The organism is Arthrobacter rhombi (assembly GCF_039526245.1).
Classification (GTDB): domain Bacteria; phylum Actinomycetota; class Actinomycetes; order Actinomycetales; family Micrococcaceae; genus Arthrobacter_H; species Arthrobacter_H rhombi.
The window spans coordinates 17,848-40,378 of the sequence record NZ_BAAAIV010000016.1; the positions used below are offsets into that span (position 1 = coordinate 17,848).

The window sequence follows — 22,531 nt, forward strand, 5'->3', positions numbered from 1 at the left end:
GCCGCACCACCCGATGGGCCTGCGCCCGACCCAGCCCCCCTGATGCCTGCCGGCGGGCCCAGGGACTACTCGATCATCGAGGAGCCCGAGGAGGACTGGGCGCCGGAGGATCCACCGGCCTTGGGGTCCGGCAATCCGGTCACGGTGCTCGCCTGGGCCTGTGCCGCCGGGGCACCTGTGGTCCTGTTGCTCGTGGCGATCCTCTGGCGCTCGGCACCGATGACGGTGTGGGTCGGGTTGTGCGTGGTCTTTGTTGCCGCCGCTGGATATCTGGCCTTCCGCCTGCCCCGGCATCGGACCGACGGCGACGACGGTGCCCGGGTCTGAACCCCCGGGTTCCCCTGCCGCCCGAGACGGCTACGCCGGCGTGCCCGCTGCTGCGCGGCGGGCCAGATCTGCGGCGCCGATCAACCCGGCGTCGGCTCCGAGCCCCGCCCGGCTGATCCGCGCAAAGGGCCGGTATCCGCGGCCCGTGAGGTGGCGCCGGTACGACGCCTCCGCTTCCACCAACAGCTGGTCCGACGCCGAACCCAGCCCCCCGCCGATGACAAAGGTCCCCGGGTCCAACGCCGCCGCCAGATTGGCCAGACCGAGCCCCAGCCAGTAGCCGGCCTCGGCCACGATCTCCCGGCAGGCAGGATCTCCCGCCGCCGCCAGTTCGGTCACCAGGGCGCCATCGATCCCCTCGACGTCCCCCCGGGAAGCCTCGAGGAGGGTGTGGGCGACCGGGGAATTGGCACGGGCCACCTCCCGGCCCTCGCGCCCCAAGGCGTTGCCGGAGGCATATTGTTCCCAGCATCCGCGATTACCGCATTCGCACCGATGTCCGCCCGGAACAATGACCTGATGCCCGAATTCCCCGGCCAGGCCGAACCGGCCGCGCCGCAGTTGGCCGTCGGCAACCAACGCTCCGCCGATGCCGGTGCCCAGGGTCAGGCACACCAGGTTCGCCTCTCCCCGGCCCGCGCCGAAACGGTATTCGGCCCAACCGGCCGCGTCGGCATCGTTCACCACGCCCACCGGCTGCCCGAGCACCGCAACCAGGCGGTCGCGCAAGGGTTCGTTCCGCCAGGCCAGATGCGGGCTGAACAGCACGGTTCCGGTCTCGGGATCCATCCAGCCTGCGGCTCCAACGCCCACGGGTGCCCCAGGAGCCCACCGGCGCAGGCCCTGCACCAGGTCAGCAACCGTCCGCTCGACCAGTTCCGGGCTGGAACCGGGCGTTGCGGCCTGCGCACGGTGCAGGATCCTGCCGGCGGAATCGACCAGTCCCGCGGCAATCTTCGTGCCACCGATGTCCAGTCCCACGGCCCATCCATCGTTCGCAGACATGGCCATGGCAGCTGCCTTTCGTCGATTCCATTTGGACCCTAAGTTACTAGCGAGTAAGTTAGTGATGTAACCCACTATGCTGGAAGGAGCGATCCCGATCGCCAGCCATCCACAGGTGAATATTTAGTGAAGCAGAGGAGCACACCGTGCGAGAGTTCAGCGTACCCCCGCTCGTGGTCAGCCCGGAGACGTCAAATACGACGGATTTCGTCCTCGAGCAGGCAGCCGGGGCCAACCCCATGCTGTTCTCCCGGCCGAATGGGAACGGCGGTTGGATCGACGTCTCGGCGCGCGAGTTCGCCGCCGATGTCTCGTCCCTGGCCAAGGGCCTGATCGCCTCCGGCTTGGAGGCCGGTTCCCGGATCGGCATCATGTCCCGCACCCGCTACGAATGGGCACTGGTCGACTTTGCCGTCTGGTTCGCCGGATGCATCTCCGTTCCCGTCTACGAGACCTCCTCCCCCAGCCAGGTTGCCTGGATCCTGGGTGATTCCGGGGCCGTCGCCGTCATCGTCGAGTCGCCGGAGCACGAGAACGTCGTCCGCCAGGCGGCCATCCAGGAGGGTCTGGACGAGGTCCGCTCGGTGTGGCAGATGGATGGCGAGGGCCTCGATGCGCTGCGCGAAGCCGGCGCAGGCATCAGTGACGAACAGCTCGAGGAGCGCCGCGCGTCGCTGCATCTGGACAGTGTCGCCACCATCATTTACACCTCCGGCACCACCGGCCGTCCGAAGGGCTGCGAACTGACGCACCTGAACTTCGTGGAGCTCAGCCGCAACGCCCAGGCCGCCCTGCCCGAGTGCGTCCACGAGGGCGCCGCCACGATCATGTTCCTCCCCCTGGCCCACGTCTTTGCCCGTTTCATCTCGGTGCTCTGCGTCGCCGGTGGTGCCAAGGTTGCCCACACCCCGGACATCAAGAACCTGTTGGGTGACCTGCAGGGCTTCAAGCCCACGTTCATCCTGGCCGTGCCGCGGGTCTTCGAAAAGGTCTACAACTCCTCGATGCTCAAGGCCGAGGACGGCGGCAACCTCAAGGCCAAGATCTTCCACGCTGCAGCGCGCACTGCCGTGGCCTGGTCCCGTGCGGAGCAGGCCGGCAGCGTCCCGCTGTCCCTGAAGCTGCGCTACAACCTGTTCGAGAAGCTCGTCTACGGCAAGATCCGCGAGGCCATGGGCGGGCGGATCAAGTACGCCGTCTCCGGTGGCGGCCCCCTGGGTGAACGCCTGGGCCACTTCTTCCACGGTGCGGGACTGACGATTCTCGAGGGCTACGGCCTGACCGAGACCACGGCGCCGATCACGGTCAACACCCCGAAGCGGATCAAAATCGGTTCGGTGGGCACCCCCCTGCCGGGCAACGCGGTCAAGATCGCCGACGACGGCGAAATCCTCACCCAGGGTGTCTGCGTGATGCGCGGATACCACAATCGTCCCGAGCTGCGCGATGAGGCCTTCGACGGGGACTGGTTCCGCACCGGCGACATCGGTGAACTCGATGCTGATGGGTTCCTGCGGATCACGGGACGCAAGAAGGAAATCATCGTCACGGCCGGCGGCAAGAACGTGGTCCCGGGCCTGCTCGAGGACCAGATCCGTGCCGACGTGCTGGTGTCGCAATGCCTGGTCATCGGCGACAACCGCCCATTCATTGCCGCACTGGTGACCCTCGATGCCGAGGCGCTGCCCGGCTGGTTGGAGCGCAAGCACCTGGGCTCCCTGTCCGCCGAAGAGGCCGCCGCACACCCGCAGGTCCGCAACGCCATCCAGGCGGTCATCGACAAGGCCAACCAGTCGGTATCCCACGCCGAATCGATCAAGGCGTTCCGCATCGTCCCCACGGACTTCTCCGAGTCCTCGGGCCACCTCACACCGTCCCTGAAGGTCAAGCGCGGCCAGGTCCTGAAGGACTTCGAAGCAGTCGTCGAGGAAATCTACTCGGCCAAGAAACCCGCCTGATCCCCGGTACACGAATCGTCTGGTTTCCCCACAGGTCCCGGCGTATCCTCGGTGCATGGTCACCGAGGATCCGGTCGAGAGCAACCCCGGGCACTACCGGGTCCTGTGGGAGAACGAGTTCGTCCGTGTCCTGGAGTACACCGACCTGCCCGGGGCCAGCACCACGCCACACGGGCACCCCAATAGCGTCATGGTCACGCTCTCGGGGTTCCGCCGGCGCCTGACCGTGGGAGAGCGTTCCTTCGAGACCGAACTTGCAGCGGGCCAGGCCCTGTGGCTGGCCGCGCAGCGGCATGCCGGAGAGAACATCGGCGACACCCCGACCCACACCCTTTTCATCGAGTTGAAGGGTGCAGCCGCGGGGTTCCCGGACGGTTCCGCCCTCGGGCCCCAGGGGCCGGGATCCGCCAACCGCTGAGCTCCAGCGCCCAGGCACTGCCTACAGCGGGGCGTCCTCGCCCGCTGGCAGGTCCAGGCCCAACAAGGCGTTCTCCACGACCTCGGTCAGTGCCGGGTGGATCCAGTACTGCCCCCGGGCCATCTCGACGACCCCGAGCCCGGTGGCCATCGCCTGGATCAGCGGCTGGATCAGCATCGACGCCTCATGCCCCATGATGTGTGCACCGAGCAACCTGCCGGTGGAGCGCGAGGCAACGAGTTTCACCACGCCCTCGCCGTCCTCCATCGCCCACCCATAGGCGGTCGAGCCGAAGTCCTGCACCACGGCGACGACATCGTCGGGATCCGATGCCTGCTCCCGGGCTTCGGCCTCGGTGAGTCCGACGGCGGCGATCTGCGGGTCCGAGAACACTGCAGCGGGAACCGCCGAACGGTCGGTGGCCCGCAGCGCCCCGGGGTGTTCCAGGTTGTGCGCCACGACGCGCGCCTCCCGGTTCGCCACATGCTTGAGCTGGTACTCGTTGGAGGCATCCCCCAGCGCGTAGCAGCCCTCGAGGGGAACACCGGAGGAGAGGACGCGCTGGTACTCGTCCACCGCCAGCCGGCCGTCCTCCTCCAGGTCGAGCCCGGCGGCCGCCGCTTCGAGCCGATCCGAATTCGGTTCCCGTCCAGTGGCCATGAGCACGACGTCGGCGCGCACCTCGAGTGCCTCGCCTTCCTGCTCGAAGTGGCCGGTGACGGTCCCGTCGTCGTTCTGCGTGATGGAGGTCAACGCATGGTCCAGGACCACCGTCCAGCGCCGGCTGGCCGCTGCCGTGAACCGGCGGGAGATCTCCTCGTCGTGGTGGCGCAGCAAGGCCCCCGAACGGTTGACCTGCGTGACCTGGGAACCCAACCCGTGGAAGACATGGGCAAATTCCGCGGCGATGAAGCCCCCACCGACGATGAGCACCCGCTCCGGCAAGGATTCCAGCCGCATGATCGTGTCCGAGGTGTGCACCTGCGGCGCATCGACGCCGGGCACGTCGGGCAGCACGGCGCGCGAACCGGAGGCCAGGACGATCCGGTCGGCGGTGATGACCTGGCCGGAGGCGGTGATGAGCGTCCGCGGATCCCGCAGCGTCACCGTTTCCTGGTAGACGTCCACGTGGTCCAGCTCCTGGTCGCGGTAGCGCAGGCCGCTGGCCGAAATGTCATCGATGCGCCCGAAGACCCGGTCGCGGATCCCCGCCCAATCGGTGCCCTTCAGCTCCAGGTCGACGCCGAGACGGCCGGCCTGACCGGTCGAAGCGGCCAGGGTGGCCGGATAGACGAACATCTTGGTGGGGATGCAGCCCACGTTCAGGCAGGTCCCCCCGAAGGTGCCGGAGTCGATCAGCGCGACCTTCTTGTCGTCCCAGTAGGGCGTGATCAGCGAGTTGCCGGAACCGGAGCCGACGATGGCCAGATCATAGTGGGTCATGTGTTCAGCCCTTCAGCTCATCGACGACCAGCGCGGCCAGCTCCCTGACAGCGTCCCGCGTGGCCGGCTTGAGGCGGTCCAGCTCCACGCGGGATCCCTCGGCCAGATGCGGGTCATGCGGCAAACGCACGACGGTGGCCACCCGGGACTGGAAGTGAGCTTCGATTTCCTCCACGTTCACGCCACGCCCCTGTCCGGAGGACTGGTTGATGACCACGATCGCGCGGGAAGCCAGATCGGATCGCCCATGGGCCTCGAGCCACGAGAGCGTTTCCGAGGCCAGACGTGCCTCGTCGACGCTGGCCCCGGAAACCAGGACAACGGCGTCGGCTTTTTCGAGGGTGCCCTTCATGACGCTGTGGACCATGCCGGTCCCGGAGTCGGTCAGCACGATCGAGTAGTACTTCGAGAGCAGGTCGGTCACCGCACGGTAGTCGGCGTCGTCGAAGGCCTCGGCCACCCGGGGGTCGGTATCCGAGGCGAGGACGTGCAGGCGCGAGCCTTCGCGTGCTGCATAGCTGGAGAGCTTGGAGAAGGTGTCGACCATGAAACGGTTCTGCACCAGGTGCCGGGCGGTGAAGGCCGATGTGCCGGGGGAACGGTCGCTCAAGGTCCCGCGGTCCGGATTGGCGTCCAGGGCAATGATGCGGTCCTCACGCAATTGGGCCAGCGACATGCCCAGCAACGTCGTGACGGTCGTCTTGCCGACCCCGCCCTTGCGTGAGAGCACGGGGACGTAGCGGGTGGATCCGTCCAACGGGGCCGCAATGCGCCGCTCGGTCTGCCGGCGGATGCGTTCGGTATCCGAATCTCCAACATTCACCCGGCCGAAGGTGGCCCGGAACAGCAACCGGCGCCAGCCACTGGCCGGCTCGCGATCGTGCGGCTCCAGCAGGCGGTCGGCGGTGAGCTGCGCGGCGCTTTCGGGCACGACCGGTTCCGGACGGGGGTTTTGGGCCTCCTGCGCCGGGGCAGGGGCAACCGGATGCGCCGGGTGGGCCGTCGGGGCAGGAATGACCTGCCCATCGCCCACCGGGCGTGGAGCGGTCTCCTGGACGGCTTCCTCGTTGCCTGCTGGCTGCCAGTCCGACAGTGGGGGGACGTCCGCAGCTCCCAGTCCGGCAGTTCCCCGGACCGGATCGCCGTCGTGCTCTCCGGCGGGGGTACCCGTTTCGGGCCCCACCGGCTCAGCAGCCTCATCCGGGCCAGCCTCCGGCCGCGTCCCTGCGGTCTCGTCGTCGTGGTTCTGGTGGGGCTGCGTCATGGATTCCTCTGCGCACAAGTGCTGTCGTCCGGCTGGTCAGCAATCACCCTAGCGCACGGAGGGGACGGTCACATGCTGGATGTGACCGCCCCCTCGATGGCCTGGGGCCTGCTGGTGTCAGGCCTCGAGAACGACCAGCAGGTCGCCGCCCTGGACCTGGGTCGTACCGTCGATGGCCAGGCGGGCCACTTTTCCGCCAGAGGGCGAGGTGATGGCCGCCTCCATCTTCATGGCCTCAATGGTGGCCACCGTTCCCCCGGGCTCCACGGTGTCCCCGACCTCCACGACGGCGGTCACCGCACCGGCAAAGGGCGCAGCGACGTGGCCGGAGTTCGCGGTGTCTGCCTTTTCGGCTGACTTGACGGTCGACTCCACGTTGCGGTCCCTCACGATGATCTGGCGCATCTGGCCATTGAGCGTGCACATCAGCGTGCGCATGCCCTTGTCATCGGGGTCAGAGACGGCCTGCAAGGTCACCAGCAGGCGCACTCCCTTGCCCAGGGAAATGACGTGCTCGGCATGCTGGACCAACCCGTAGAGGTAGTCGCGGGTGTGCAGGACGGACACATCGCCGTATTCGGCGCGCGATGCGGCGAAATCACGGGTCGGGCCGGGGAACAACAGCCGGTTCAGGGTCTCCCGGCGGGTGGCAGAGTCACCCTTCAGCGCCTGGGAGTCCTCGGAGGCAAGTTCCTCAACGCGGACCTTGATGGTGCGTCCCTCCAGCGCCTTGGAGCGGAACGGCTCGGGCCAGCCTCCCGGCGGGTCCCCGAGTTCGCCGGAGAGGAAGCCGATGACCGATTCGGGGATGTCGAAAGCCTGGGGGTTGGCTTCGAATTCCTTCGGGTCCACGTTCATCCCGACCAGTTGCAGGGCCAGATCCCCCACCACCTTCGACGACGGGGTGACCTTGACCAGACGGCCCAGGATCGCGTTGGCCGCCGTGTACATGTCCTCGACGTCCTCGAACCGTTCGGCCAGGCCCAGGGCCTTGGCCTGCTGGCGCAGGTTGGACAGCTGGCCACCGGGGATCTCATGGCGGTAGACGCGGCCCGTCGGCCCCGGAAGCCCGGACTCGAACGGCGCGTACATCGATCGCACGGCTTCCCAGTACGGTTCCAGCGAGGCCGCCGCCTCCAGCGCGATGCCGGTATCGCGTTCGGTGTTCGCCAGCGCGGCGATCAGTGCCGACTCCGAGGGCTGCGAGGTGGTCCCTGACATGGAGGCCACAGCGACGTCCACGGCATCCACGCCGGCGTCGGCGGCTGCCATCAGCGTGGCCAACTGCCCGCCGGCGGTGTCGTGGGTGTGCAGGTGCACGGGCAGGTCGAACCGCTCCCGCAGTGCGGTGACCAGCTTCGCCGCAGCTGCCGGGCGCAGCAGCCCTGCCATGTCCTTGATCGCCAGGATGTGTGCTCCAGCATCAACAATCTGCTGGGCCAGCTCCAGGTAGTAGTCCAGCGTGTAGAGATCTTCGGCCGGATCCAACAAGTTGCCGGTGTAGCACAGGGCCACTTCGGCGACGGCCGTCCCCGTCGCCCGGACCGCTTGGATGGCCGGAGCCATCTGCGAGACGTCGTTGAGCGCATCGAAGATCCGGAAGATATCGATGCCCGCCGAGGCGGCCTCCTGGACGAACGCGTCGGTGACCTCTGTCGGGTACGGGGTGTAGCCGACGGTGTTGCGCCCGCGCAGCAGCATCTGCAAGGGGATGTTCGGCATCTCGGCGCGCAGCAGCTCCAGTCGCTGCCAGGGGTCTTCGCCCAGGAAGCGCAGGGAGACGTCGTAGGTGGCCCCGCCCCAGACCTCCATGGAGAACAACTGCGGAAGCGTATGTGCGTAGGCAGGTGCAGCTGCGAGCAGGTCACGGGTGCGGACCCGGGTGGCCAACAGCGACTGGTGGGCATCACGGAAGGTCGTATCGGTCACCGCCAGCTCGGTCCGGGAACGCAGCTCTGCAGCAAAGCCCTCCGGCCCGCGATCGAGCAGGACCTGCCGCCACCCGGCAGCCGGTTCGTGCTCCGAGGGCCCATCGAAGGGGCTGCGCATCGGCTGGTCGGTCTTGTCCCCGGGGTAGTACGGGAGCTTCTGTCGCGGGTCGATCCCCTCCACGCGCGGACCGTTGGGCTGGTTGACGGTCACGTCGGCCAGGTAGGTCAGGGCCTTCGTACCGCGATCCTGGCTCCGGTTTCCTTCCAAGAGGTCCGGGCGGGAATCGATGAAGTCGGTGGCCACGTCCCCGGCAATGAACTGTGGATCGTCCAGCACGTTCATCAGGAACGGGATGTTCGTGGCCACGCCGCGAACACGGAATTCCGCCAAGGCGCGGCGGGCCCGGCGGACGGCCGCCTCGTAGTCGCGACCCCGGCAGGTCAGCTTGACCAACATCGAGTCGAAGTGTGGGGAGACTTCTGCACCTGCATAGATGGTTCCGCCGTCGAGACGCACACCGGAACCACCGGCAGAACGGTAGACAGTGATGGTTCCGACGTCTGGCCGGAAACCATTGGACGGGTCCTCCGTGGTGATGCGGCACTGCAGAGCCGCCCCGCGGATGCGCAACTGGTCCTGGTGGATGTCCAGATCGTCCAGGGTCTCCCCCGCAGCGATGCGCATCTGTGCCGAGACCAGGTCGATGTCGGTGATTTCCTCGGTGACCGTGTGCTCGACCTGGATGCGCGGGTTCATTTCAATGAAGACATGTTCACCGGCCCGCTCACCCACGGTGTCGACCAGGAACTCAACGGTTCCGGCATTCTGGTACTTCAGCGCCTTGGCGAACTTCACCGCATCGGCATACAGGGCCTGGCGGATGTTCTCGTCGAGGTTCGGTGCCGGGGCGATCTCCACCACCTTCTGGTGGCGACGCTGCAGCGAGCAGTCCCGCTCGAAGAGGTGGACGACATTGCCCTCGCCATCGGCAAGGATCTGGACCTCGATGTGCCGGGGCCGCAGCACAGCCATCTCCAGGAAGACCGTCGGGTCGCCAAAGGCGGTGCCGGCCTCGCGCATTGCTGCGTTCAATGACTCCGGCAGGTCCTCGCGCTTGTCAACGCGGCGCATGCCGCGTCCACCGCCACCGGCGACGGCCTTGACGAAGATCGGGAACCCGATCTTGTCTGCTTCGGAAATCAGCCATTCGGGGTCATCGCTGGGCTCCGAGGAGGCCAACGTGGGAATGCCCGCTGCCTTGGCGGCCTTCAGGGCCTGGACCTTGTTGCCAGCGAGTTCGAGCACGTCGGCCGGCGGGCCGATGAAGGTGATGCCAGCCTCCTGCGCGGCCCGGGCCAGGTCCGGATTCTCGGAGAGGAAACCGTACCCGGGGTAGATGGCATCCGCGCCGGCGTCCTTGGCAACACGGATGACTTCCTCAACGTCGAGGTAGGCGCGGACCGGGTGTCCCTCTTCGCCGATCTGGTAGGCCTCGTCGGCCTTCTGGCGGTGGATGGAGCCACGGTCCTCGTAGGGGAAGACGGCAACCGTCTTGGCTCCCAATTCGTAGCCTGCGCGGAATGCGCGGATGGCGATCTCGCCTCGGTTGGCTACCAAAACCTTTGAAAACATGGTGCTCCTGCAGGGTGTCTGTTGGTCAGGACGAACGCGACGGTCAGCCCGGGATTCGAGCAGTGCTGCTTCCGTGCGCCAGGCGCGATGTGAAGATCCAAGCCTGCCGATACCCTACAGTGGCGCACCACACACACGTAACTCTATGTCGTCATGACCTGCGCCACACGGCGGGCACTGGAGTGGCGGGGTGCGCCGCCGCCTTATGATGGGTAGGAGCCGAAACAGCGAAACAACACAGTAAGGTCGTGGTCCGTTCCGTGCAGGTCGTGAGCATCAGCAGTCTCAAGGGTGGGGTCGGGAAGACTTCCGTTACCCTCGGTTTGGCGTCAGCGGCGTTGGCCGCTGGCATCCCTACCCTGGTGGTGGATCTGGATCCGCATGCCGATGCCAGCACCGGTCTGGGCGTTGAGCCCAATGGGGAGAACGACATCGGCCACCTGCTCAAGAACGCGCGGAGGGCAGATATCATCGCGGCCGCGGTTCCAAGCCCCTGGACGACGCGCGCTACCCAGAGCAGGAGAAGCAAGCAGGCCCCCGTGCTCGACGTCGCGGTGGGCGGCGCCTTCAGCGGCATCTACGACCGGCCTGACCTGAGGCTACGGACTTTGCGTCGCCTGCAGAACATCCTGTCGCGCCAGGACAAATACGAGCTCGTCCTCATTGATTGCCCCCCGTCGTTGAACGGGCTGACGCGCATGGCGTGGACAGCAAGCCAACGAGTCCTGTTGGTGGCCGAACCCAGCCTGTTCTCCGTGGCCGGAACCGAACGGACGCTCCGTGCGCTGGAGCTTTTCCGCAAGGAGTTCGTCCCAGGGCTGCAAACCGCCGGTGTGGTAGCCAACCGGTTCCGGGATTCCTCGGCGGAACAGCGCTTCCGCTTGGATGAGATGCGCACGATGTTCGGCGACTCGCTGCTCTCGCCAGTCCTGCCGGATCAGCCGAACTGGCAGCAGATCCAGGGTGCGGCATACGCGGTGCACCAGTGGCCCGGCGAGGCGGCGCGCCATTCGGCGGCACGGTTCGACGACCTGCTCCAGGGTCTTTCCCCGTCGCGTGCCGAGGGAACCCCGACGCCCCGCTAACTGCGTCCAAACCAAGAGCGCGTGTCCCCCGCTGGGGGCACGCGCTCTTGGTCTCTACAGGGGCCGTGTTTCTCAGTGGCCCGTGGCACTAGGTGGTTAGCTGGCCGACTTCTTGGCAGCTCGTCGGCGGCCCAGTTCGTCACCGGGGAAAATGGCTTCTTCTTCGACGGCATGTTCGCTCGGCAACTCAGCCAAGCTTCCCTCGACCTCGCGCCAGACGCGGCCCACGGCAATGCCGAAGACTCCCTGGCCACCCTGCACGAGGTCAATGACCTCATCGGCGGAGGTGCATTCGTAGACGGATGCACCATCGCTCATCAGGGTGATCTGTGCCAGGTCTTCGACGCCACGCTCGCGCAGATGGACCACGGCGGTCCGAATCTGCTGCAGGGAAACACCGGTGTCCAGCAGTCGTTTGACGACCTTGAGCACGAGGATGTCCCGGAAGCTGTACAGGCGTTGGCTTCCGGACCCGGCAGCTCCGCGGACGGCAGGTTCGACCAAGCCGGTGCGGGCCCAGTAATCGAGCTGGCGGTAGGTAATCCCCGCTGCCTTGCAGACGACGGTACCGCGGTAGCCCGCCCCCTCGTCGAGGACGGGCAGGTCCTCGGTGAAGAGCAGTCCCTGCGCATTCGCAGCGGTGCCCGTGCGGCCAGCGCCGGACGACGCCCCGCTATGCTCACCTATCGGACTCACGTGGACCCTCCTAGTCAAAAAACTCCCCCCACAGGGAGTTTGCCGGCTGCCGGGAACCGTGGAGGCATCGTATGCCGTCCACTGTGCCGAGTGATGGGACAGCGAAGCAATGGGATTCTTATGCTTTGACGGTACGGCCGAACGGGTCCCACGTCAAAGACCTTCAAGCTTAACTTGAGGGCGTGTCGCTATTCGCCAAAGTCCTCGGGTTCGACATCGGCAAGGAACTCGCGGAATTGGCGTACCTGGTCCTCGGCCCCGTCGGCCGTGTTGCCATCTTCGCTGACCAACACACCGGCTTCCGCGAGCACTTCCTCGGCGCAGGTGATCGGGCACCCAGCGCGCAGGGCAAAGGCGATGGCGTCGGATGCCCGGGAGTCAACGCTGGCCCCGCCGTCGAACTCCAGTTCCGCATAGAAGACCGTTTCCTTCACGGCAACCAATCTCGCCTCCACGAGGGGGTGCCCCAAGGCAGAGACGACGGACTCCAACAGGTCGTGGGTCATGGGCCGTGGCGTGGACATGCCCTGCTGGCTCATGGCGATGGCGGATGCTTCGGGAGCGCCGATCCAGATGGGCAGATGACGGGGACCGTCAATCTCCTTGAGCAGGACCAGGGGTTGGTTGGACGGCAGCTCAATGCGGACTCCAACGACCATGAGCTCTCGCATGGCTTCCTCCTGCTGTTTAGTGATCCATCCGGGCGATGGACCCGTTGACCATCGCACTGTGCAGCGCCAGGCAGGCGTCGCTGATCTCCCGTGCCGTCTCGGCGGCGCGGGCGCGCGAGGAAACGTCGCGGCGGCTGGACAACGGCGCCACGGCGCGCTCGACCAGCCCCAGTTCGCGGTCCGCGGCAGCACGGAAGCCGCGCAGATGCCGTGGCTCGATGCCGTGCGCCGCGAGTTTGGCACTGGCCGTGGTGATGCGCACCGCATGCTCATCGAACCTCTGGTCTTCTTCGGCGATGATGCCGTAGGCCAGCAACTCGGCCACCAGCTCGTCCGATGCGCCGGTGGCTCCCTGGAGCTCTGCGCGGGTCAGCGGACGGGTGTGGCCGGCGATTTCCTGCGCCAGTTGGTCGGTGACGCTACGCGGGGCCAGCGTCAAACCCCCAGCCAGTTGTTCGGGGCGTTCACCGCGGTCAACGGCATCCAGGTAGTCCTTGATGACTTTCAAGGGCAGGTACTGGTCGCGTTGGAGCGACAAGATGAAGCGCAACCGGTCGATGTCCCCGGGAGTGTATTTCCGGTATCCGGCGGCCGTGCGCTGCGGGGTGATCAGCCCCTTTTCCTCGAGGAACCTGATCTTCGAAGCGGTCGTCTGCGGAAAGTCTTCCGAGAGTTCGGTGAGGACCTCTCCAATATTGAGCACGCTCGCCCGGGGGACGTCGGCGCCCACCCCGACGCCGCGTCGGGAATGCGCGGATGAAACCACAGGAATTACCGTCAGTCCTGCCGTGAGGCGGTCGTGGGAACGGTGCCGGCGTAGAAGGTCAACCGGAACTTGCCGATGCGCACTTCAGACCCGGAACGCAGGCGTACCGCGTCCACGCGATCGCCGTTGACGTATGTTCCGTTGAGGCTGCCGGAGTCAACGATCTGGAATCCGTTGCCTTCGCGGCGGAATTCGGCGTGCTTGCGCGAGACCGTCACATCGTCGAGGAAGATGTCTGCCTCGGGATGACGCCCTGCGGTGGACACCTCACCATCGAGCAGGAAACGGGCTCCACGGTTGGGGCCGGAGTGGGCAATGAGCAGCGCCGATCCCTCGGGCAATGCATTGACCGAGGAGCGTTCCTCGGCCGACAGCGATGCCTCGGGGACGATATCTTCATGGGCCGGAGGCAGGCTGATGTTGGTGGTCTCCCCTGCGGTTTGCTGACGCTCCGCAGTGTCGTCCTCCCAACGATGATCGCCACTCATATGCTTCCTCCCTGGAATGGTGCATGGCCGGTACCGGCGGCCTGGACTCTCGTCTAAATGGCACGCCGACTTTGTGTTTTATCCAGCCTAGCCTACCGGTTATCCCTGCATGCAAGCCGGTCCTCCAACTCCCCCGCAACCGGTACCCAGATGACGGCCCGGAGCATGGAGAAGGGGCCCTGCCTGAACGGTATTCCGTTCTGGCAGGACCCCTTGTCGCCGGTCGGGCTAGCGGGATTCGAACCCACGGCCTCCTGACCCCCAGTCAGGCGCGCTACCAAGCTGCGCCATAGCCCGGCGGTTCCGCAGACGTTATCCCCTCCGTGAGGAAGGGTGCCGTCTGCGAAAAGCTCCTCAGCTACTCTACCGCATTTTTGGAGCTACCTTGACCGCCCACGCTTCTCACGGACGCGCATGCTGACCTCGAGGGGCGTCCCGGTGAAGCTGAAGGTCTCCCGCAGGCGTCGGGTGATGAAACGGCGGTATCCGGGGTCCAGGAAACCCGTGGTGAAGAGCACGAAACGCGGAGGACGCGAAGACGCCTGGGTGCCGAACAGGATGCGCGGCTGCTTACCACCACGGACCGGGTGCGGGTGGGCCGCGACCAGCTCGCCCAGGAAGGCGTTGAGCTTGCCCGTGGGGATGCGCCGGTCCCAGGATTCCAGGGCCAGGTCCAGTGCGGGTACCAGCTTCTCCTTGTGCCAACCGGTGGCCGCCGACATGTTCACGCGCGGCGCCCACGCCACGTGGGCCAGGTCCTGGTCGATTTCACGTTCCAGGTAGCGACGGCGTTCGTCGTCGAGCAGATCCCACTTGTTGAAGGCCAGCACGAGTGCCCGGCCCGAGTCGATGCTCGTCTGCAGGATGCGCACATCCTGTTCGCTGAGCACCTCGTCCACCGCCAGGAGCACGACGGCGACCTCTGCCTTTTCGAGAGCGGACTGCGTGCGCAGGGAGGCGTAGTAGTCGGACCCCTGCGCCATGTGCTGACGACGGCGAATGCCTGCGGTGTCGACGAAACGCCAAGTACGGCCGCCGAGCTCCACGAGCTCGTCCACGGGATCGCGGGTTGTGCCGGCGGTGTTGTCCACGACAACTCGTTCACTACCGGCCAACTTGTTCAACAGGGAGGACTTTCCGACGTTCGGACGACCGATGAGGGCGACGCGACGCGGACCGCCACGGGGAATCAGCCCGCCGAAAGCCGAGTAGGCCGGCAGTTTATCCAACAGGTCATCCAGCAGGTCGGCGGTGCCGCGGCCGTGGAGTGCGGAAACCGGGTACGGCTGCCCGAACCCCAGGCTCCACAGGGAGGCAGCGTCAGCTTCCTGGGCTTCGCCGTCGACCTTGTTGGCCACGAGGAATACCGGTTTCTTCTGCCGGCGGAGCATCTTCACGACGAGCTCGTCGGTGGCCGTGGCCCCGACAGCCGAATCGACGACGAAGATGACGGCGTCAGCCAGGTCAGCGGCAATTTCGGCCTGCTCGGCCACACGTGCGTGGATGCCCTTGGCGTCGTGTTCCCAGCCACCGGTATCCACGAGCGTGAAGTCGCGCCCGCTCCACTCGGCGCTGTAGGTCACGCGGTCCCGGGTAACCCCGGGGACGTCCTCGACGACGGCCTCGCGGCGGCCGATGATGCGGTTCACCAAGGTCGACTTGCCGACATTGGGCCGTCCGATGATGGCGACGACGGGCGGGACCCGGTCATCTTCGTCCTCGAAATCGTCATCGTCGACATGCGAGAGGAGCCGGGTGTCCTCATCGTCGAGTTCGTATTCGGCCAGGCCCTCGCGCAGGGAAGCCGCGCGTTGGTCGGCCTCCTCATCGGTGATCTGGCTCAGTCTTTCGGCGACGTGGTCCTCTCCCGAGGGGACGTATTCGTCTCCGTCGCCGGGGACGGCGGCGTGATCGGTCATGTTCAGGGATTCCTTTGTTCGCCGCTCCCGCCGTACGCGGGAGCACTTACCATTTTTGCATGCCGTCGAACGGCTGGCTCTCAGGCCGGTTTTCCGGCGGCCTCCACCACGGAGAGAACGGCCTGGACCGTCTGCTCGAAGTCCAGGTCCGAGGAATCAACGGTGACCACGCCGTCCGCGGCAGTCGTGAAGCTGGTGACCGTCGAGTCCTTGGCATCCCGGGCGACGACCTGGCGCTGCAGGTCCTCGCTCGTCTGGGTTCCCCCAAGCTGCAGACCACGGCGGGCCATGCGGACCTCCTCACGGGCCGTGAGCAGAATCCGTGCCGGGGCCTCCGGGGCGACGACGGTGGTGATGTCGCGGCCCTCGGCGACGATGCCCGCCGGGTGGTCGGCGATGATCTCCTGTTGACGACGGATCAGTTCGGCGCGCACGTCGAGGATGACCGCCACCGCGGACACTGCCTCGGAGACGGAGGGCTTGCGGATCTCCGCGGTGACGTCGGCGCCGTTGACCATGACCTTTTCGTGGTCGGGGTCGGTGCCGATCTCCACGCGGGCTTCCTTCACGGCGGCCGTCACGGCCGCCGTGTCGGTGAGATCGAGCTGCGCGTCAACGCAGGCAAAGGTCAGCGCCCGGTACATGGCACCGGTGTCGAGATAGGCGACGCCGAGTCGGCGGGCTACTTCCTTCGATACCGAGGACTTGCCGCTACCGGACGGGCCGTCGATGGCCACCACAAGATTCTCCACTTACTGCACTACCTTCCATGAGCGTTCTGTCAGGGCTTCCATCAATTCCTGGCTGCGCCCCGGCAATACTGACAATTCGACCATCCCGACCTTGTGGCCCGATGAATGTTCCATCCGCAGGTCCTCGAGGTTCACCCCGGCAGTCGCGACGTCCACGAGCAGCTGGGCAATCTGTCCGGGCTTGTCGTCCACGATGACCGTGACCACGGCGAAGGCCTGCGGCGGGGCACCGTGCTTTCCCGGAATGCGCGCCTGCCCTGCATTTCCCTCGCCCATGAGTTCGGCGAGGTCCAACAGGGCCCCGGGGCCGGAGGGATTCTCCAACGTGGCGATCAACCGGTTCAGGTCCTCGCGCAGACCGTGCAGGATGCCCACCAGTTCGGGGGCATTGTGACTGAGGATCTGGATCCAGAGCCGGGGGTCCGAGGCGGCGATGCGTGTGGTGTCCCGGAGGCCATTACCCGCCAGGCCCAGGGCGTGGGCGGGCGCATTGAGCAACCGCGAGGCCAGCAACGACGAGGCGATCTGGGGGAAGTGCGACACGAGGGCGACCGCGGCGTCGTGCTCGCCGGCGTCCAACCGGTGCACCGTGGCTCCGAGGTCGATGGCCAGCGACCCGGCAAGACGCACGCTGTCCTCGGCGGAACCGGGGTGGGCGCAGATGACCCAGGGCATGGCGGTGAACAGTTCCCCGCGGGCTGCCGCCGGCCCGGATTTCTCGCGTCCGGCCATCGGGTGAGTGCCCACGTAGCGGGACAGTTCGGCAGGTCCCAGTTCGGGGTCGGCCTGCAGGCCCCGCAGGATCGAGGTCTTCACGCTGGCGATGTCCACGACAGTTGCCAAGGGGTGGTCGCGCAGGGCGCGCGACACCACTGCGGCGGTGACATCCGGCGGCGAGGCGACCACGACGAGGGCCGGTTCCGGTGAGGTCCCCTCCGCGTAGATGGTGCCGGCGCCGATGTCCTGGGCGACCTGTTGCGCTGTCGGCGAGGTGTCGGACAACCACACCGGCAGTCCGAGCCGGCTCAGGCCCAATCCGACGCTGGCGCCGAGCAGCCCGGTGCCGATGACCAGCACCGGGCCGGTGAGATGAGTGGCTGCCACCGGCTACATGCCCACGTTGGACAGCAGGTGGCCGATCTCGTGGTGGCCCAGCTGGCGGATGGTGCCCTGCTTCTGGTCGCCGAGCTTGATGGGGCCCATCTGCACGCGGACGAGTCGCTTGACCGGGTGGCCCACGGCGTCGAAGAGCCGGCGGACGATGCGATTGCGGCCGGAGTGCAGGATGACCTCGACCAGGACCTTGCCGGGGGTCGAATCGACGAGCTTGAACGAGTCGACCTTGGCCATGCCGTCCTCGAGGGCGATGCCCTCTTTCATCTGGGCGCCGACGCCATGTGCCATCGGCCCGGGGACCTGGACCAGGTAGGTCTTGGGGACCTCATAGGAGGGGTGGGTCAAGCGGTTGGCCAGTTCACCGTCATTGGTGAGCAGCAGCAGGCCCTCGGTGTTCACGTCGAGTCGCCCGACGTGGAAGAGGCGTTCGTTCTTCTTGCGCAGGTAATCCGAAATGCACGGACGGCCCTCGGGGTCCTCCATGGTGGAGACCACACCGCGGGGCTTGTTGAAGACGTAGTAGCGCATCGTCTCGTTGAGCTGGATGCGCATGCCGTCCACGTGGATGCTCGAGGTGGCCGGGTCCACGCGGATGCCGAGTTCGGTGACGATCTCGCCGTTGACCTCGACACGGCCAGCGGTGATCATCTCCTCGCTGACGCGACGGGAGGCCACACCGGCATTGGCGAGCACCTTCTGCAGGCGCACCCCGTCCTGGTCCTGGTCGGCATCGGGACGCGGCGCAGGTCGCTTCGAGGCGGTCGGACGGTTCTTCTTCACCGGCCCGAGGTTGCGGCCAAAGCGCTCCCCGCCGAAGGCCTGCGGTCCGCGCGGTGCGCCGCCCTGCTGGGCGTTCTTGCCCGAGCCCTGCTTCTTGGCACCGAAGCTGCCCCCCGACTTGCCACCTTGCTGGCGGCCACCGGTACCGGGTTTGCCCCCGGCGGCGCCGCGTCCGGCACCCTGGCCGGGCGTTGACCGGCGCTGGTTGCCGCGGCCTGCGCCTGAATTGGATCCCTGGGTCATGTCGATTCCTTCGTTACTGCTGGGTGTGGTGGCCTAGAACGGGACGTCGTCGTATTGGTCGAGGTCGTCCAGCCCGGGCAGGTGGGGAGCGAGCTGCGGAAGGTCCGCCACGCTGTCTATCCCCAATCTTTCCAGAAAATATGGGGTGGTCCGATACAGCATCGCCCCCGACTGCGGATCCGTGCCCTCTTCGGCGACGAGCCCGCGCATTGTCAAGGTGCGCACCACGGAGTCTACGTTGACCCCGCGGATCGCCGCGATCCGGGCGCGGGAGACGGGTTGGCGGTAGGCAATGACGGCCAGGGTCTCCAGTGCCGCCTGGGACAGCCGGGCCGTCGCGCCGTCCAGGACAAAGCGGGAGACAACGGGAGCAAAGTCACGTTTGGAGTAGACCCGCCAGCCTCCGGCCAGCTCCCGCAGCTCGAAACCGTGGTTCGTCGCGTAGTCCCCTTGCAGGTCCTCCAACAGTTCGCGGACCACCACCGGATCGAGTTCGAGGACCTCGGCCAAGCGGCCGATGGTGACGGGTTCATCCGCGACCATCAGCACCGCTTCGATGGCTGCCCGGGGGCCACCGGGCCATTCGTCCTGCCCGGCGGTGGCATCGTCGTCGTGGCTCATGCGCTCTCCTCCTGGCGTTCGATTCCGTCGGCAGCCGGTTCGATGGATCCGGTGTATTCCCCGGCAACCTGTCCACTCTGCCAGGGGCCGGCGTCGTCGTTCCATGCCACCAGCAGCTCGCCGAGCGGCCCGTCCTGCTCGAATCCAATGTATTTGTCCCGGAACATCTCCAGCAAGGCCAGGAACCGGGCGATCACGACCATTGTCTGGCCCGCGTCGGCGACGAGCTCGGAAAAGGTGATGGGCCCCTCGGTGACGAGGCGTTCGGCCATGACGTCGGCCTGCTCCCGCACGCTGACGGCCGGGGCATGCAGGTGCGCGACACCGACCTCGGTGGGTTCGGCCGGTCGCGGTTCCATGGCCTTGCGGGCCAGGGCCGCCAATTGCCCGGGCGTCGTGGTGAACACCAGCTCGGGCAGCAGCGCCGCGAATCCAGGTTCCAGCGCAACCTGCCGCGGGTGGCTGTCCGCTTCCTCGGCCAGCCGCTCGGAGAGCTGACCGGCCATGGCCTTGAACGCCCGGTACTGCAGCAGCCGGGCGAAGAGCAGGTCCCGCGCCTCCAGCAAGGCGATGTCCTCGTCGGATTCGACTTCTCCGGTGGGCAGCAGCCGTGCCGCTTTCAGGTCCAGGAGGGTGGAGGCCACCACCAGGAACGACGTCGTCTCCTCCAGGGCGCGCTCGCCACCCCGCTCACGCAACCCCCGCAGGTAGGCGATGAACTCGTCGGTCACGCGGGCCAGCGCGACCTCGGTGATGTCCAGCTGGTGCTTGCCGATGAGGTTCAGCAGCACGTCGAACGGCCCGGAGAAGTTCTCCAGGGCCACGGCGAACCCCGGTGCCGTCTCCGCTTCCGGTGCGGCGGACGGCGACACGGTGTCCGCCCGGCCCGCCGCTGTCATTACGGGGCGCCGCCGCGGCTGATGAGTTCGCGGGCCAGCATCCTGTAGGACTCGGCTCCCGGGTGGTTGCTCGCATAGCTGGTGATCGGCTCGGCGGCCACGTTCGCGTCGGCGAACTTGATGGTGCGCTTGATGACGGTTTCGAAGACCTGGTCCCCGAACGCCTCGATGAGCCGTCCGATGACCTCGCGGGAGTGCAGGGTGCGGGCGTCGTACATGGTGGCCAGCACGCCGTCGACCTGCAGGGAGGGGTTCAGGCGGTCCTGGACCTTGTCGATGGTCTCCACCAGCAGGGCCACGGCCCGCAGCGCGAAGAACTCGGCGGTCAGCGGGATGATGACGCCGTGGGCGGCAGTCAGCGCGTTGACGGTCAGCAGCCCCAGGGACGGCTGGCAGTCGATGAGAATGACGTCGTAGTCGTCGGAGACCTTGCGCAGGGCCCGCTCGAGCACCTGTTCGCGGGCCACCTCGTTGACCAGCTGCACCTCGGCAGCGGACAGGTCGATGTTGGCCGGCAGCAGGTCGATGTTCTCGATCTCGGTCTGCAGGATCGCATCGTGGATGCTCGTCTTGCGTTCCATCAGCACGTTGTAGACGGTGATGTCCAGTTCATGCGGGTTGGTTCCGAAACCGGCGCTCAGAGCACCCTGCGGATCGAAATCGACCAGCAGGACCTTGCGGCCGTATTCGGCGAGCGCCGCGGCCAGGTTGATGGTGGAGGTGGTCTTGCCCACCCCGCCCTTCTGGTTCACCATGGCGATGACGCGCGCCGGACCGTGGCCTTCCAAGGCCGGCGGCTCGGGGAAGACCGTCAGGGGTCGACCGGTCGGCCCGAGGGCCGGTGGCTCTTTCAGCAATCCGGCCGTACGAGTCCTCGAACCCTTTTCCTCGCTCACGGTATGAACCACGCTTCCGTTCGTTGCTTGTATCTCACTGCCTGGCTTCAAGGCTATCGCCGCCGGGGCCCCTCATGTCGGAGGTCCGTCGGCTGGCGGCGAGCCTTTACCTTGAAGCTGAACTCGAGGGTTGGCGGGTCGCCACCCTCCGGGGTCCCCGGGAACGACGTCGGCCACCTCCCCGGGCGGGGAAGGTGGCCGAGGTCTGGGGCCCGGTGGTGCTAGTGGACCTGTGCCGGGGCGGACGGGGCCTCGGGGGCCACCGGCGCAGCGTGCGCATCCGGTTCCAGCGAGAGCTCGTCGAACGGGCGCTGGCCGGAGAGCACGGCCCGGGTCTGTTCCATGTCGATCTCGTGGGTCCACTTGCCGATCAGCAAGGTGGCGACGGCGTTGCCCGTGAAGTTGGTCAGCGCACGGGCCTCGGACATGAACTTGTCGATGCCCACGATCACTCCCATGCCATCGAGCAGTTCGGGACGGTGGGACTGCAGGCCCGCGGCCAGGGTCGCCAGACCGGCGCCGGTGACGCCGGCGGCGCCCTTGGAGGCGATGATCATGAAGACCAGCAGCGAGATCTGCTCGCCGAGGTTCATCGGCATGCCCATGGCGGTGGAGACGAACAGCGACGCCATGGTCAGGTAGATGGCGGTGCCATCGAGGTTGAAGGAGTAGCCGGTCGGCACCGTGATGCCGACGACGGGCTTGGAGACCCCGGCGTGCTCCATCTTGGCGATCAGGCGCGGCAGCGCCGATTCGGAGGACGACGTCGAGAAGATCAACAGGTACTCGCGGGCCAGGTACTTCAGCAGCGAGAAGATGTTCAGGCCGGTGACCGCCTTGAGGATGCCGCCCAGGATGATCACGATGAACAGTGCGCAGGTCAGGTAGAAGGCACCCATGAGGATGGCCATGGATCCGATGGCGGCCCAACCGGTGGCGCCCACGACTGCTGCGATGGCGCCGAAGGCACCGATGGGGGCGGCCCACATGATCATCATCATCAACTTGAAGACCACTGCCTGGATGTTCTGGATCCCGTGCAGGACCGGCTCGCCGGCCTTGCCCATGGACTGCAGCGCGAACCCGACCAGCAACGCCAGGACCAGGGTGGGCAGCACCGGGATGTCACCGGGGATCAGGCTCATCAGGAACTCGACCATGCTGCCGTCACTGCCGCCTGCTGCCGCCTTGTAGGGCTGCAGGTGCAGGCCCGCACCGGGGTGGATCAGGTTGCCCACGGCCAGGCCGATGGCCAGCGCGAAGGTGGACATCGTGATGAAGTACGCCAGCGCCAGGCCGCCGACCTTGCCGACGGTCGCTGCACGGGCCACGGAGCCGACGCCCAGGACGATGGTGCAGAAGATCACCGGGGCGATGATCATCTTGATCAAGGCGACGAACGCCGTTCCCAGCGGTTTGAGCGATTTGCCGACCTCGGGGAAGATCAGGCCGATCGCCGCGCCGAGCACGACGGCGACGATGACCATGATGTACAACCAGTGGGTCTTGTCCTTCTTGCGCTGCGGCGGGGTTGCCGCCGTCGTACCGCCCAATGCGGGTTCGTGTTCTCCAGGCCTCGTTGCCATGCCGACTCCTTGTGGTGTTCAGGTTCTGCTTCCA

At 66.8% G+C, this 22,531-nt stretch carries 19 protein-coding genes and 1 tRNA gene; 3 read left to right on the forward strand and 17 right to left on the reverse strand.

Features of this window, described 5'->3' with window-relative positions:
* Positions 1 to 357 precede the first annotated feature (357 nt).
* The gene (locus ABD088_RS13940; protein WP_372711301.1) at positions 358 to 1,338 is read right to left on the reverse strand and encodes an ROK family glucokinase; all 981 of its coding nucleotides are present in this window, start codon (positions 1,336 to 1,338) and stop codon (positions 358 to 360) included.
* A 140-nt stretch (positions 1,339 to 1,478) separates the two neighbouring features.
* Between ABD088_RS13940 and ABD088_RS13945 the strand changes: the two genes are divergently transcribed.
* Together ABD088_RS13945 and ABD088_RS13950 are read left to right on the forward strand one after the other, a co-directional pair.
* On the forward strand, positions 1,479 to 3,290 hold the full coding sequence (locus ABD088_RS13945; protein ID WP_343902562.1) for an AMP-dependent synthetase/ligase: 1,812 nt from the start codon (positions 1,479 to 1,481) through the stop codon (positions 3,288 to 3,290).
* 55 nt (positions 3,291 to 3,345) lie between these two features.
* Positions 3,346 to 3,708, forward strand: coding sequence for a cupin domain-containing protein (locus tag ABD088_RS13950; protein ID WP_343902563.1), 363 nt, complete (start codon positions 3,346 to 3,348; stop codon positions 3,706 to 3,708).
* Positions 3,709 to 3,729: 21 nt separating this feature from the next.
* Here ABD088_RS13950 and ABD088_RS13955 read toward each other — a convergent pair whose 3' ends face one another.
* From ABD088_RS13955 to ABD088_RS13965, 3 genes are all read right to left on the reverse strand, one after another.
* On the reverse strand, positions 3,730 to 5,151 hold the full coding sequence (locus ABD088_RS13955) for a mycothione reductase (RefSeq protein ID WP_343902564.1): 1,422 nt from the start codon (positions 5,149 to 5,151) through the stop codon (positions 3,730 to 3,732).
* A 4-nt stretch (positions 5,152 to 5,155) separates the two neighbouring features.
* The gene (locus ABD088_RS13960) at positions 5,156 to 6,415 is read right to left on the reverse strand and encodes a MinD/ParA family ATP-binding protein (RefSeq protein ID WP_343902565.1); all 1,260 of its coding nucleotides are present in this window, start codon (positions 6,413 to 6,415) and stop codon (positions 5,156 to 5,158) included.
* 117 nt (positions 6,416 to 6,532) lie between these two features.
* Complete coding sequence (locus ABD088_RS13965) at positions 6,533 to 9,979, reverse strand: pyruvate carboxylase (RefSeq protein ID WP_343902566.1); 3,447 nt, start codon at positions 9,977 to 9,979, stop codon at positions 6,533 to 6,535.
* Positions 9,980 to 10,248: 269 nt separating this feature from the next.
* On the opposite strand from ABD088_RS13965, the gene ABD088_RS13970 reads away from it, so the two are divergent.
* A complete protein-coding gene (locus ABD088_RS13970; protein ID WP_372711298.1) occupies positions 10,249 to 11,064 on the forward strand; it encodes a ParA family protein in 816 nt (271 codons plus the stop codon).
* 96 nt (positions 11,065 to 11,160) lie between these two features.
* On the opposite strand, the gene ABD088_RS13975 is transcribed toward ABD088_RS13970, so the two are convergent.
* The 13 genes from ABD088_RS13975 to ABD088_RS14035 form a co-directional block, all read right to left on the reverse strand.
* The gene (locus ABD088_RS13975; RefSeq protein ID WP_343902567.1) at positions 11,161 to 11,760 is read right to left on the reverse strand and encodes a MerR family transcriptional regulator; all 600 of its coding nucleotides are present in this window, start codon (positions 11,758 to 11,760) and stop codon (positions 11,161 to 11,163) included.
* 188 nt (positions 11,761 to 11,948) lie between these two features.
* The gene (locus ABD088_RS13980) at positions 11,949 to 12,431 is read right to left on the reverse strand and encodes a bifunctional nuclease family protein (protein WP_343902568.1); all 483 of its coding nucleotides are present in this window, start codon (positions 12,429 to 12,431) and stop codon (positions 11,949 to 11,951) included.
* A 16-nt stretch (positions 12,432 to 12,447) separates the two neighbouring features.
* Positions 12,448 to 13,134: a transcriptional regulator FtsR gene (ftsR, locus tag ABD088_RS13985; protein WP_343902569.1), complete on the reverse strand. Its 687-nt coding sequence runs from the start codon at positions 13,132 to 13,134 to the stop codon at positions 12,448 to 12,450.
* A gap of 74 nt (positions 13,135 to 13,208) precedes the next feature.
* Complete coding sequence (locus ABD088_RS13990) at positions 13,209 to 13,685, reverse strand: FHA domain-containing protein (protein WP_343902570.1); 477 nt, start codon at positions 13,683 to 13,685, stop codon at positions 13,209 to 13,211.
* A 223-nt stretch (positions 13,686 to 13,908) separates the two neighbouring features.
* Positions 13,909 to 13,982, reverse strand: a tRNA-Pro gene (locus tag ABD088_RS13995).
* An 83-nt stretch (positions 13,983 to 14,065) separates the two neighbouring features.
* A complete protein-coding gene (gene der, locus ABD088_RS14000) occupies positions 14,066 to 15,604 on the reverse strand; it encodes a ribosome biogenesis GTPase Der (RefSeq protein WP_343902571.1) in 1,539 nt (512 codons plus the stop codon).
* 80 nt (positions 15,605 to 15,684) lie between these two features.
* Positions 15,685 to 16,356: a (d)CMP kinase gene (gene cmk, locus ABD088_RS14005; RefSeq protein ID WP_343902572.1), complete on the reverse strand. Its 672-nt coding sequence runs from the start codon at positions 16,354 to 16,356 to the stop codon at positions 15,685 to 15,687.
* Positions 16,357 to 17,460, reverse strand: a complete 1,104-nt coding sequence (locus tag ABD088_RS14010) for a prephenate dehydrogenase (protein WP_343902573.1) — start codon at positions 17,458 to 17,460, stop codon at positions 16,357 to 16,359.
* Between the two features lie 3 nt (positions 17,461 to 17,463).
* Complete coding sequence (locus ABD088_RS14015) at positions 17,464 to 18,495, reverse strand: pseudouridine synthase (protein WP_343902574.1); 1,032 nt, start codon at positions 18,493 to 18,495, stop codon at positions 17,464 to 17,466.
* 33 nt (positions 18,496 to 18,528) lie between these two features.
* Positions 18,529 to 19,116, reverse strand: a complete 588-nt coding sequence (scpB, locus tag ABD088_RS14020; protein ID WP_343902575.1) for an SMC-Scp complex subunit ScpB — start codon at positions 19,114 to 19,116, stop codon at positions 18,529 to 18,531.
* Positions 19,113 to 20,015 carry a segregation and condensation protein A gene (locus ABD088_RS14025; RefSeq protein WP_343902576.1) on the reverse strand — a complete coding sequence of 301 codons (903 nt, stop codon included), beginning with the start codon at positions 20,013 to 20,015 and terminating at the stop codon, positions 19,113 to 19,115. The genes scpB and ABD088_RS14025 overlap by 4 nt, the downstream gene beginning before the upstream one ends.
* Positions 20,015 to 20,911, reverse strand: coding sequence for a ParA family protein (locus ABD088_RS14030; RefSeq protein WP_343902577.1), 897 nt, complete (start codon positions 20,909 to 20,911; stop codon positions 20,015 to 20,017). Before ABD088_RS14030 ends, ABD088_RS14025 begins: the two co-directional genes overlap by 1 nt.
* Before the next feature lie 221 nt (positions 20,912 to 21,132).
* Entirely contained in the window at positions 21,133 to 22,497 is a 1,365-nt protein-coding gene (locus tag ABD088_RS14035; protein ID WP_343902578.1) for a cation:dicarboxylate symporter family transporter, read from the reverse strand.
* Positions 22,498 to 22,531: the final 34 nt, after the last annotated feature.

Excerpts from the sequence above, each read along its gene's own strand:
- scpB (WP_343902575.1), bottom strand. The coding sequence starts at position 19,116 with ATGAGCCACGACGACGATGCCACCGCCGGGCAGGACGAATGGCCCGGT.
- ABD088_RS14035 (WP_343902578.1), bottom strand. The coding sequence starts at position 22,497 with ATGGCAACGAGGCCTGGAGAACACGAACCCGCATTGGGCGGTACGACG.
- ABD088_RS13950 (WP_343902563.1), top strand. The coding sequence starts at position 3,346 with ATGGTCACCGAGGATCCGGTCGAGAGCAACCCCGGGCACTACCGGGTC.
- ABD088_RS13965 (WP_343902566.1), bottom strand. The coding sequence starts at position 9,979 with ATGTTTTCAAAGGTTTTGGTAGCCAACCGAGGCGAGATCGCCATCCGC.
- ABD088_RS13990 (WP_343902570.1), bottom strand. The coding sequence starts at position 13,685 with ATGAGTGGCGATCATCGTTGGGAGGACGACACTGCGGAGCGTCAGCAA.
- ABD088_RS14025 (WP_343902576.1), bottom strand. The coding sequence starts at position 20,015 with ATGACAGCGGCGGGCCGGGCGGACACCGTGTCGCCGTCCGCCGCACCG.
- ABD088_RS13955 (WP_343902564.1), bottom strand. The coding sequence starts at position 5,151 with ATGACCCACTATGATCTGGCCATCGTCGGCTCCGGTTCCGGCAACTCG.
- ABD088_RS14015 (WP_343902574.1), bottom strand. The coding sequence starts at position 18,495 with ATGACCCAGGGATCCAATTCAGGCGCAGGCCGCGGCAACCAGCGCCGG.
- ABD088_RS13980 (WP_343902568.1), bottom strand. The coding sequence starts at position 12,431 with ATGCGAGAGCTCATGGTCGTTGGAGTCCGCATTGAGCTGCCGTCCAAC.
- der (WP_343902571.1), bottom strand. The coding sequence starts at position 15,604 with ATGACCGATCACGCCGCCGTCCCCGGCGACGGAGACGAATACGTCCCC.
- ABD088_RS13940 (WP_372711301.1), bottom strand. The coding sequence starts at position 1,338 with ATGGCCATGTCTGCGAACGATGGATGGGCCGTGGGACTGGACATCGGT.
- ABD088_RS13960 (WP_343902565.1), bottom strand. The coding sequence starts at position 6,415 with ATGACGCAGCCCCACCAGAACCACGACGACGAGACCGCAGGGACGCGG.